The organism is Thermodesulfobacteriota bacterium (assembly GCA_035559815.1).
Lineage (GTDB): Bacteria > Desulfobacterota_D > UBA1144 > Nemesobacterales > CSP1-2 > DATMAT01.
The window spans coordinates 1-11,479 of the sequence record DATMAT010000035.1; the positions used below are offsets into that span (position 1 = coordinate 1).

Sequence of the window (11,479 nt, forward strand, 5' to 3'; positions counted from 1 at the left end):
CAGAATACATAGGAGCGATATACAAAAGAAACTATTCGACAAAATCGGGTTAGAGCCGGAGGAGGCAAAGAAGAAATTTGGATTTTTGCTAGAGGCTCTAGAGTTCGGAGCGCCGCCTCATGGAGGCATCGCCCTTGGGCTGGACAGATTGACCATGCTCATTGCCGGTGTGGATTCCATAAGAGACGTGATTGCCTTTCCCAAGACCCAGAAGGGCTTCTGCCCCCTCACCGAAGCCCCTTCGCCGGTTGATACGAGGCAGCTACTGGAGTTGAAAATTAAGGTGGACTTGAAGGAGAAGTAAATACCACTGGATTAGAGAGATGGCGGAAAAGGTTTCTGAATATGATGTCCTGTCCGAGACGGTTTTATGGCTTTTCAAAGAGGGTTACCAGTTAGTACAGATCTCACCCGCAATTAGACAGGATCTTGACGCGGGGGAACAAAGAAAACTAATTGAAGAAAAACTAGCAAGTATTGGATTGACTCTATCAGGAGTCTCATGGAATTCACAAGGACCAGATATAGTTGCTAAAAATGAAAAGAGAATTTGGAAAGTTGAATGCAAAGGCTTGGGTGAAGGGAAACAATCAACCCTAAGAAATAATTTTGATCGTGCGCTAGCAAGCGTTGTTTCATACTACGATGATTCAGAAAATAATGAACTCCATCTAGCTCTTGCTATTCCATATAATCAGGATTACAACTGGCAGATAATAAATCGTGTTAGGAAACCCCTTAGAATGCGCCTTAATCTCTGGATTCTATTATACTTTTCTCAAGCACGAATTATTGTGCCATTTTCTCCCGATTCAGAGATATCAGATCAATCAATACTTGTTTCCTTTGGTGAAGCAATGTTAAAGAAAAGACAATCAGAACAAATTACATAAGTATGAAATAACGATAACTTAATTGTCTTTGGAATTGTCACTTTCAGCCGCAGTCTTCGCTAAATCTATTCCACACTCCTGAGCAATCTTCTCAACTTCCAGTCTCACTTCACTGCTCATCTCTACTTCCGTTAATGCACTTCTAACTCGGTCCTGGAAATCAATTTTTGAAGCACTCATACACTTCTCTAGGATTCTAGGTCTTTGATTAACAGCCCTCTGAACCCACTTCAATTCCTTAAGATTTCTCTTGGTAAGGATTTGGGTAAACAAATGCCTAACTATCTTGTCAGCTTCCTCATCAAGCAATCCTGATTCCATTAGTTCATTGCCATACAAGGCTAAAATTGGCTCAATTTCTTTATTTGGCTCATTGATAAGTTCATCCCTCAAATTACGTAGAAAAGTTTGTTTTGACGGATCTACGAGCACAGAAAGTACCAATGACCACTTTTCACGAAACTTTACAGGCTGAGCCTGTCCATCCATAATTTTTCGAGCATGATCAAGTAGTGCATCGAGGAAGTTTGTCGTTAGTTCTGTAGATTCTCCATTCTCTGCTAAACGTAATGCTATTTCCAAGAGTTGGCCTTCATGCTTTAGCTCTTGTAGCCAAGTATCTTTTTGCACAGTGCGAATGCCATCAAGCAAAAAATTCGTATAATCAGTGTGCTCTTGATCAATACCCATTTCATAAGCAAGAATATAAAGTCCGGCTAAATCCTCAGAAAAAGTATGTTCAGTAAGAATTGAGAGCAGATTTGCCTTCAAGATGAGTTTCTTAATAAGGTTTTTCAGTATATCTTCAGACAAAGTCTTTTTGAAATAATGATAATGATTAATTAAGATAGATGGCGAAATGTGTTTATGTGTATCATCCCGCTGTGCAATCATTTCTAGAATAGCTTTTACCAAAGGCTCAGTATTTGGTGCTGTTGATACTTTAGTGGGCAGATCTTCTACTTTATGAAACTTAAGAATTAGAGAAACAAGATGCTCAATAACTTCCTTACTGCTATTTGGATCCGTGAGTATCACATTGTACGCATCAAGACCGGCAGCCGAGTTCCCTATTTGAGATTGAAGGTTGCCAGTTGGGGTAAAATCAAATATAGGGAAAATACACAAGGCAATAGCCTTTGCGTCCTTTCCAGCTTGCGCTTTATGTAGATGGTGCATCAGATGTCCATGGGTACAAAGTTGTTGTAGGTTCGCCTTTGCTTGGGGAATCACTTCTCTATGCACGAGGTAAATCATTGCTTTAACGCATCCTGCAATCTCTTGAGTCTGTAAATTATTGCTGCCTTGCAGCCGTTGATTAAGATCATTAACAAGTTTCTTCCAAGGCCATTCACTTCCAATCTTAGTCATAAAATCTATAGACTCAGCGTGCGCTTCTACTAATTTCCCACTATTACAAATCCTTGCAAGTTCATCCACAATATGCTCAGGTTCAGCTTTTGGGGTAAAATATTCTGCAAGTTCCTCTGCGCTTACCTCTTCACGTAATCTAATCATTATCTCAATATAGAAACTCGCATCACCTGGTACACCAAAGATCTTCTTAATCAGTTCCTTATAACCAGCCTCATGCACTGTTTTTATAACTTGTAATGTACCCTTCACCCACTGCTTAACTCGTGTGGAATCAAAGATTTTCTCTCCTTCTTTTTCTGTGTGTGGTAAGGAAGTTCTTGTAAGGGTTCCAAGAATATGACTTGCGAGGTCCTTGTAGTTTTCAGCTTGACAATTTTTTAAAATGGCAATGATGCCACTTCCGACTTCTTCATCAAGTTTCTTCCAGTATTCTACTCCGCAAACTGCATTCTGTAGTCCTCGCCAGATCATTTGTAACCCCTGTGTTTCAAGACCATCAAATGCACGGCCTGCAGTCGCAATAGTGTCTGGCTCCGTCTTTGCCCACGCTTCTTGATTTTCCTCTACGATGTGCTCACAGACTTCTAGAAATCCCGGTATATTCTCTAGTTTCTTAAGATTTTTATAATCCCCTTTACTCAAAGCGTCTTCGATCTGCTTGCCAATCAAAACTTGGAGAGCTTTATCAGGTGGCTCCACACTATAATGTAGGACGGCTAGCCATCGTAGAAAGTCGTCTCCAACCAAGCGTTGGATGCGCCTGTCAACAAAATCGGCTTTTACAAAAGCCTCTTCCGAAGCTTGTAATTCGTTTGCACAGAGAACATATAATGCCTGGAATTGTAAGGAAACTTTATCACCCCAAATTCTATGATAGGCACCGATCTTGTTAATAAAAAGCTTTATATCTCGAGGTGTAGGGGGACGAGTCGCTGCTATACCTTTTAAACGGTAGAGACGATATATGATGTGGAAATCTTTTGGTTGATGATCAGGTAAAGCTATCTCCAACTGGTTGATAAGGAATTCCTTCCAATCCGAAAGTACGGGTGGAGGAACATGAAAAGTGGTTTGGAAAGTTTTATCAACAAATGCGGTAATCAAGTGACCACTTCCATGTCCCTCAGAGCCCCACAATCGATTTAGTGAAGTTGGATCAAAAGGAACCAAAAGCCAGAATTGCCTCATCCAGGAATGCGCCATTTGACTATCCCATTCAAAAAAGGTACGCATAGTAGACCAGATGGCCAAGGCTTCTTGAGGATCTACTCGATCAAGGTTATCAATAATAATCACCAACTTCTGATTTGATTTACCAATGGTATCGTTCAGTATGCGGGTGAAAATATCTCTAAACTCCAGTGAAGTTGGATCAGGTGTTCGGATTGTTGTTGATTTATTAATTTCCCTTGTTTTGTGAATGAATAAGCTGACTATACTGTCTCCTTCATGAGGTGAACGATACTGGGTCCAGAACTCCTTCTTCCAAAAACGCCAAGTAGGTTTCCAGGCAATCCAAGTAAAGAATCCCACTATCAAAGGTAACAGTGACAAAAGTAGACCCACAAGCCAGAGAGGTACTCGAATATTAAAAAAGTTAGGATCTAAATAATTCTGGTCAAATAGTGTACTGAAAAGCATATATCCTAAAGGAAGGAAGAGCGCACACAGTGCAATAAGCTTACCTGGGAAAGTAAGGATCGGCTCGGAAGTTGTATCAGTTTCTTCTCTGCGTCTTGTGATTCTCTCTATGTCATTTTTCCACTTTTCCGCTATATTCCCATGGAATTGGATAAAAGTTTCAAGAAAGGAGCGTCGCAAGGGATCTCCCTGATGAGCCCAAGCATCGAAAACGAAGACATTTATTGTATGAGTATTCGCTTTTGCAGACTCACTAAGAAGTGATTTCAAGAATTTAACGACAGTAGATTTCCCGCTTCCCCATGAACCAGTTAACGCAATAGCCTTACCGCCATCTTCTTCTCTGATAAGTGTTGCGATAGCCTGCGCGACACGCTGATGAGATCCAAAGGCGTCTGCTTCAGCCGGTAAATCAGACAAGATCCTAGTTCTACAGTCCGTTGTCGTTTGAAGTGGTTGAAAATCTTCCATCACAACTCCCCCCTAAACGCCTTACCTAAAATCGCCTGCTCTAAGCGATGGAACTCTCTTTCAGTCACTTCCTGCACTCGCTTGAGTGCTTGAACTCTAGCTCGAATCTGTTCTAGATAAGCTATGATAGAGTGTTGCTCGTTAAGAGATGGCAAAGGTATTGGCATCGCTTGAAGTTTCTTAGCATTCACGTTGACTTGGCCAATTGCTCGAGTTTGTTGGGATTGTAGGTATTTTTGACCTTGAGGTGAATTGATATAGAAAACAACATATCTTGGAAGTGCTTTTGAGAAATCAACCTTTAAACGAATCAAATAAGAAGCAAAAACGGCTTTTCTACTATCCTCATAAACAGCACTTTTACCTACTAGCTCGGCACTATTAGTTCTGTTAAATAAGATGTTTCCTTCGTGAACCGAGTACTTTGCTTCTTCTTCAGGAGATAAATCTATGTATTTCAGATCGTCAAGAGATACATTCCCCTCAACTATATTACCCATACGTAAAATAGGTACTCCGATAGCCTCCGAGGAGGCTTTCTTAGAAAGACCGTATTGAGGTTTGTCTATTAGGATATCACAAACTGTTTTTTGATCCTGTTTAATGTCTCTATTTTTAGAAAAGACTTCGTCAAGGGCAACCTGCATCAAGCGATTTGCGTCATGACGGGCTTCTGCTCGAAGGCGCCTAGCCTCCCTTACACGTTCCATTAGTGTCTCTAGCATTTCTACAATACGACGTTGCTCGTCTAGGGGTGGGAGAGGTAGCAAAAGTTCAACAAGGTGCTTCTTAGTTATAGCCGTAAAGGCTGAACCCTTTCCATAGCTTGAAATTTCAGTCTCAGCATTTCGTAGGTAGTACAGAAGCCACATTTTATCCAAACCACTATTAGGTCGGAGTGCAGCTAGTCCCCTGCCAATACAGCATACTTCCTTTGCTAAATTCGTTGGACCAACAGGAGCTCTCACGCTTATCAAGACATCTCCTGATTGAGCTACTTTCTGAGGAGATATACACCAAACACGCGGAATCGGATAAATTTCCCCAAAATCAGCCTTCCCTTGAAAGAAAGGCAGACCCTCGCCAATATCGTTGTATGTTTTACTCGGTGGGGATTGACCCATAATTATTTCACATACTTCCTCTAACTTCACCCACCGCCAACGTGGAGGCAATTTGAAAGGTCTCTCAGTCACTACAATCTCTCCCCGTTTTGCTGGTTATTTAGCAGATCGCTCAACTCTTCAACAATCCCCATGATCTCACGTTCTTTTTCCATGAGACTTGCTACAACCTCCATTGGCATTGGCAATTGTTCACCTTCAGGGCGATTTGGGTTACGGGCAGTGAGGTCATAGCTGCGCTTCTTAATATCCTCTACGGGAATTATCCATGAACGCCCCGTAGGGCTAGGACGAAGCCCCCTATCCCTCCTATAATCATTCCATTTCTGCCAAAGCTCACGTGCCTCAGCAAAGTGGTCGTCTTGAATAGGACTCCCCTTGCTAAACTTCTTAAGCCCCTCCGGTATGGGAAGCTCATAATACCAAATCTCTCTTGTGGGACCGGGACGGTCAAAGAAAAGAAGCGCAGTTTTGACATCGGAATAGGGCGCGAAAGTGCCGGGAGGCAAGCTCACTATAGTGTGAAGTTCAAATTGGTCTAAAAGGTCCTTTTTTACAGTAGCAAAAGCATCACCCCTAAAGAGCGTTCCCTCCGGAACAACCATTCCACACCGAGCTCCGTCAAGGGGTTTTAGCTTTTTCATAATATGCTGTAGAAACAGCAACTCTGTTGCCTGTGACTGTACAGGAAAGTTCTGCTGTATATGCCTACCTTCAGTGCCCCCAAAGGGTGGATTAGTCATTATTGCATCGTAGCGTTCGGTGACACTACGTATATTCTCTTCAAGGGTGTTTTTACGAAGTATTCGAGGCGCAGCGACACCGTGTAGAACCATGTTCATTAATCCTAAGAGTGCCGGTATAGGTTTCTTTTCTTGTCCGAAAAAGGTTTGTTCTTGTAGCATCTTGTAATCTTCGATCGAACGTTCATGTGCCTTCATCCTAAGATAAGCCTGGGCTAAAAAACCACATGTACCACATGCAGGGTCGTAAATGGTTTCACCAATTTGTGGATTAATGAGTTCAACAATAAACCTAATCACCGGACGTGGGGTATAAAACTCACCCGCTAGCCGATTTTCGCTTCCCAGACGGCGTAAGAGTTCTTCATAAACCTGAGAGACGGTAAAAATATCGTCATGGCTGTGAAAGTCTATTCCATTGATAATTTGTAATACATCTTTAAGGTTGTATCCCGAAGCGCACACAATCACGTTGCGCTCAGCAAATATGCTCTTAATCGTGTTCCGAAGGAGATCGCCTTCTAGTGTTTGAAGATAGGGAATTAGCTGTGCATGAACAAAACTAATTAAATTCTCTGCACGCCAGTCCTTTGTAGCCCAGGCATTCCATCTAAGCTCACCGTCTAGAATTCTTTGATACGAGCGCCCAGAGAGCTTCGCCTGGGTCTCCCATTCCTCTTCTTGAGCATCAAGAAAACGCAGAAAAAGCAACCAGGATAGGTGCTCAACATATTCCATTACACCGCCGCAGTTGTTGTCACGGCGGAGGATGTCACATGCCCGCCAAATATCAATGGCTAATGACTGCCGTGTTTGTCCGTTGCTCATTCAATCACCTCAGTATCTGGATAAATTCTATTTTGAATCTCTTCTAGTGTATTGCTTAATTTCTTAGTAGTGCCAAACAATTTAGTAATTCTCACCGCACCACCCATGTCACGGAAGGGAGAAACGCTAAAGATTTCAGGTGTGATCTGTTCAATTCCTGCAGTGCGGTACTTTTCAATCAATTCTAATATAACCCGGCGAGCTCCCCCACTGTAGCTCTCGGTAAAGGCTTGCTCCCTGTTTATAAAAGCGGATGCACGCTCACTCCGAGTATGTATCGGGCTTCCAAAAGCCAAATGGGCAAGAAGGTCAAAAGTATCAGCTTCAGACTCTCCAAGTATATCCGCTAAAACTTCGGGGTGAATGCTGGAACGGCGAAGGTCTTCTATGAAAGCACTACGACGAGCGGAGTTTACCCAGATGTCCCGTAGCGTTTTCTTGTTTGGCGCAGTCTTAATGATTTGCTGACGGGTGTAATCTCTATACTCGCTGAGGGAAAGCTGCTGGCCTGTTCCTTCAATCAGGAATATGGCTTCATCAGCTATATTCACTTCCAGTCCTTCCACCCGAATTCTACTAACCCCTTTCCTCTCAGGCTTTAGAGGTACTTCAATTGTCACCTTCTCATCGGCCAGAGTCTCGACGATAATTTCTCTACGAACAAATCCAGTAGCACTACAAATGAGCGTTACTGTCCCAACTGGAAGCTTAGTAAACTCAAAGGCTCCATTGTCATCCGTTAATATAGGACCCTGCTGGGTATTCGGACCGGTACGCACACTTACCGAAGCTCCAACGATACGGTCACTGGTTTGAAAATGGATTACATGACCAGCGAGTCCGGCTGTAAAAGGTCCCTTTGGAGCCTCAGCCGGTGGCCCGGGGGGTCGGTCCCATTCATCAAATAAACGAGAGGCACCAGTAAAATCAATAATGCGGAACCAATATTTGTCGGTTGTTGAGTCAAGACGGCTTCCGCGCCCTACTATTTGCTTAAAAAGAATTGGCGATGAGAGCGTTTTCATAAAAACAATATTTCTGCAAGGTGGCACATCCACACCAGTAGAGAGAAGCTCGGCAGTAGTGGCTACAACTGGTGCCTTTTTATCCGAATCTGCAAAATTCTCTAACCAGCGACGCCCCTCTTCTCCCTCCTCGGAAATAATTGGTAGGGCATAATTGTCCAGTCCGGTTTCTGGACCAAACTCGTCTTGCAGAAGCCTTGCTACTAACCTGGCATGTTCCATATCAACGCAGAACACCATCGTCTTTTCCATTTTGCCAAAGCGGCGAAGCAAACTCGCAAGGTGCTGAACCATAGTACGGGTGCGGTCAGGAAGTGTGATTTCACGCTCAAACTGAGGTGTGGTGTAAAGTTCACGTGGCTCAACTTCTTCCGGTATGAAAACATCAGCCCCCTGCTCAATAGCATCCTCCAGATGAAGCCCAGTTGCATCAACCGTAGTTCGCACGCGATGGACCTTATAGGTAGCCAAGAATCCATCTTCAATCCCTTGGCCAAAGCTGTATTGGTAGGCAGGAGGACGCCAAGTGCCTTTTTCTGGATGCTCCGGGTCTGTAGGTAACTCCGTCTCCTCAGCGCAGAAATAAGAGTAGGTATCAACATTTTCGTTCTGCTTCGGTGTAGCGGTCATACCTAGATGAATAGCATTTCCAAAATGGTCCAGTATCTCCCGCCATGTACCAAAGCCGGAGCGATGACACTCGTCAATAATTACTAAGTCAAAGAAATCTTTCGGAAATCGCTCAAATAAACGAACTCCATTCTCATCCGGGCTCCAAAGTGTTTGATATATCCCAAAATAAAGGTCTCGGTTCATATTCGGAGGATACCCACTAATCAGATTCCTAGGATCGCTAGTACCATCTGTGAAGGGAGAAAAAGTATTATATGCTTGATCGCGGAGTATAACTCTATCAGCCAAAAAGAGAACTCGTGCTGGCCTGTCAGAATGTCGAACTTGAAGCCATCCCGACTTTATTAGTTTCCAAACAATTTGTAAAGCGATAAAAGTCTTGCCGGTACCTGTCGCCATAGCAAGAAGAATGCGTCTTTGTCCACGCATAATCCGTTTGATAACTTCTCGTACAGCAACTTCTTGAAAATAATATGGCTGTTTACCACAAAGGATTTCAGGACAATACGAATGGGTTAATGGATTACGTTGTTGGGTATGAGGACTTGAATAAGTACTATATGTTTCGGCTGCCTTACGGATTTCCTTGGTATCCGTTATACGTGTGTTAAGTAGCCAGCGATTCCATAGTTCCTGCGGGGCAGGAAATCTTTCCAAAGTGCAACTAGAGTGTGTAAAAAAATCATATTCGATGATTATATTTCCATTTGTAGAATAGGCAAAAGCCAACCCGAGGTCTTTAGCATAGCCTTTTGCCTGCTCTAAACCTGATTCAGCAGGTTCAGACTCCGCTTTAGCTTCTACGGCAGCAATGATAAGACCATCAGTAAGTCTTAGTATGTAGTCAGCCTTACGTGGTTTACCCCTTCGATGCTTATCTCCAACTAAAATAATCCGCCCCTCTGTATATTGGCGATCACGCTGATAGTAATACTCCCTCGTCACTTGTGTTCCTACCCACCCAGAAGCCTTTAACTTTGGTTCTATCAGGTTAGCGCGTGTATCAGCTTCATTCATGTTGCTAATCGCTAATTCAATTTATTATAAACCAAGGTAGAGGAAATGATGAAAGTTTCGGTAAGGCCTGTGGAATTTGATATTATATTCTTGAAGACCTTTATTCATTTTCTTGTCTAGATTTTAGTATTTAGAAAGATATTATGCAAGCTCAAACTTGTCCAAAATAAGGGATTGCTTCGCGGTGATCTGAAGCCTGTTTGAGCACCCTTCGACGCAGCTCAGGGTGAGCGGATGTGCATCCGCTAAAATGATTAATGAAATAAAACCGTTCCGTGAAGCATCTTAAAATTAGATTCTTCGCCGGAGCCTGCTCTAAGCTAAGTCGAAGGAATGTGGGAAATAAATGAACACATTATTACAACTTATTTCTCTAAAAGCTCATCTTTAGAAGAGGGAATCACTGTAAGTATTTCATCATGAAGTGCGTAAACCGATTTCTCATCAGAGACTTTGGCGTAAACCTTTTCATTCTCGGTCTTACCAAAAAGGAGAGTCGTCTTTTTGTCCCCTTCCGAGACCGTAATCTGAACCTCGGGCTTATCCAACCCATAAGGGGTTAAATCGCTCGGGTTGTCGTCCACAAAATCCTCTACCGTAATATCATTAATCTCTTCCAGAAGGTCTTGAACCTTCTCCTCGTCAACATTTTTATCCTTCTCATTTTCCAGAACCCAGTTGCCGTCTTCCCTCAATATTGAAATAGTGTCCCCCCCTCTTTCAATCTCTACCCGGCTCACATTTTCCGGGTCCAGCTTTACAACCCTAACCACTCTAAAGTCATTAAGCTCTTTAGGAACCTGGGCGAATACGTAATCGGGTACGGAATAGATCGAGTCTCCCGAAGAGAGCTTTAAATAATAACCCCCGTCCTCTTTCTTGTTTCCAAAGAGGATGTGTATGGTCTCCCCGTCCTGGATAAGCTCAACCTCGGTGCCAGGGGAATCTAAACCGTAGGATTTAAGCCCCTCAGGCTCATCGTCCTCAAAATTACGAATTCTCAGGTTAGACAAGGTTGATGCAACACTCGAAATCTTATCCTGGTCGATCTCTACATATTCGAGTATATCCTTCCCCGCCCACTCGCCATCTTTTCTCTCCAGCTCGAACGTTAAACCGCCTGATTTAAACCTCATTCCTTTTAATTTGTCCTCACTCAGTTTCACAACCTGCTTGTCTCTAATATCATCTACCGACTGGTCCAGGAAGCTCAGGATAGAACCTCTCTCCACCAGCAACACCTTATTCTCACCGTTTGCCAGGATGTACGTCCCCGTACCCACTGGGCTCTCATCGCCTATGGCCAATCGGATTTCCTTATCCGGCGCTTTTGCCAGCACCTCTACCTTGGGCTGGCTAAGGCCAAACCCGGACAAATCCGTGGGATTCTCGGAGACGACCTTTTCCATTTTCATGTCGGATATATCAGCAATCATTCTGGAAATAATGTTGTCGTCAGCCTTAAACCCCTTTGAATCCTTGAGGACGAACCAGCCCTCCCCCTTTTTTTGGCATATCACCGTTTGCGAAGGGTATTTGAGACTTATCTCATTTATTTGCTCTTTGTTAACATCGGTAAAAACTACTCCGTTGCCTTCCCCTTCCTCGCTCGTTTTCTTCAATTCGAACAAAAAAAGATAAGCGAGAAGAAGCGCCAAAATTAGAATGGCAATTAGTGTGCCTGCAAATTTCCTTAGATGATTACCCATTTCCTTGGATCAATCCAT

Annotated in this window: 7 protein-coding genes; 2 read left to right on the forward strand and 5 right to left on the reverse strand. The window is 43.2% G+C overall.

Going from position 1 to position 11,479, the window contains the following annotated elements; translation table 11 throughout:
- Together VNN20_10000 and VNN20_10005 are read left to right on the forward strand one after the other, a co-directional pair.
- Positions 1-304, forward strand: a 304-nt coding sequence (locus tag VNN20_10000; GenBank protein ID HWP92513.1) for an amino acid--tRNA ligase-related protein, incomplete at its 5' end; no start/stop codon positions are given.
- A gap of 19 nt (positions 305-323) precedes the next feature.
- On the forward strand, positions 324-893 hold the full coding sequence (locus VNN20_10005) for a hypothetical protein (GenBank protein HWP92514.1): 570 nt from the start codon (positions 324-326) through the stop codon (positions 891-893).
- A gap of 18 nt (positions 894-911) precedes the next feature.
- On the opposite strand, the gene VNN20_10010 is transcribed toward VNN20_10005, so the two are convergent.
- The 5 genes from VNN20_10010 to VNN20_10030 form a co-directional block, all read right to left on the reverse strand.
- A complete protein-coding gene (locus VNN20_10010) occupies positions 912-4,382 on the reverse strand; it encodes a P-loop NTPase fold protein (protein HWP92515.1) in 3,471 nt (1,156 codons plus the stop codon).
- Positions 4,382-5,536 carry a restriction endonuclease subunit S gene (locus tag VNN20_10015; protein ID HWP92516.1) on the reverse strand — a complete coding sequence of 385 codons (1,155 nt, stop codon included), beginning with the start codon at positions 5,534-5,536 and terminating at the stop codon, positions 4,382-4,384. Before VNN20_10015 ends, VNN20_10010 begins: the two co-directional genes overlap by 1 nt.
- Positions 5,537-5,577: 41 nt before the next feature.
- Positions 5,578-7,077, reverse strand: coding sequence for a class I SAM-dependent DNA methyltransferase (locus tag VNN20_10020; protein ID HWP92517.1), 1,500 nt, complete (start codon positions 7,075-7,077; stop codon positions 5,578-5,580).
- On the reverse strand, positions 7,074-9,752 hold the full coding sequence (locus VNN20_10025; GenBank protein ID HWP92518.1) for a DEAD/DEAH box helicase family protein: 2,679 nt from the start codon (positions 9,750-9,752) through the stop codon (positions 7,074-7,076). The genes VNN20_10020 and VNN20_10025 overlap by 4 nt, the downstream gene beginning before the upstream one ends.
- Before the next feature lie 365 nt (positions 9,753-10,117).
- Positions 10,118-11,461 carry a DUF4340 domain-containing protein gene (locus VNN20_10030; protein HWP92519.1) on the reverse strand — a complete coding sequence of 448 codons (1,344 nt, stop codon included), beginning with the start codon at positions 11,459-11,461 and terminating at the stop codon, positions 10,118-10,120.
- Positions 11,462-11,479 lie beyond the last annotated feature (18 nt).

Bases quoted from the DNA above. Each gene is read 5' to 3' on its own strand.
- VNN20_10005 (HWP92514.1), top strand. From the start codon at position 324: ATGGCGGAAAAGGTTTCTGAATATGATGTCCTGTCCGAGACGGTTTTA.
- VNN20_10010 (HWP92515.1), bottom strand. From the start codon at position 4,382: ATGGAAGATTTTCAACCACTTCAAACGACAACGGACTGTAGAACTAGG.
- VNN20_10020 (HWP92517.1), bottom strand. From the start codon at position 7,077: ATGAGCAACGGACAAACACGGCAGTCATTAGCCATTGATATTTGGCGG.
- VNN20_10025 (HWP92518.1), bottom strand. From the start codon at position 9,752: ATGAATGAAGCTGATACACGCGCTAACCTGATAGAACCAAAGTTAAAG.
- VNN20_10030 (HWP92519.1), bottom strand. From the start codon at position 11,461: ATGGGTAATCATCTAAGGAAATTTGCAGGCACACTAATTGCCATTCTA.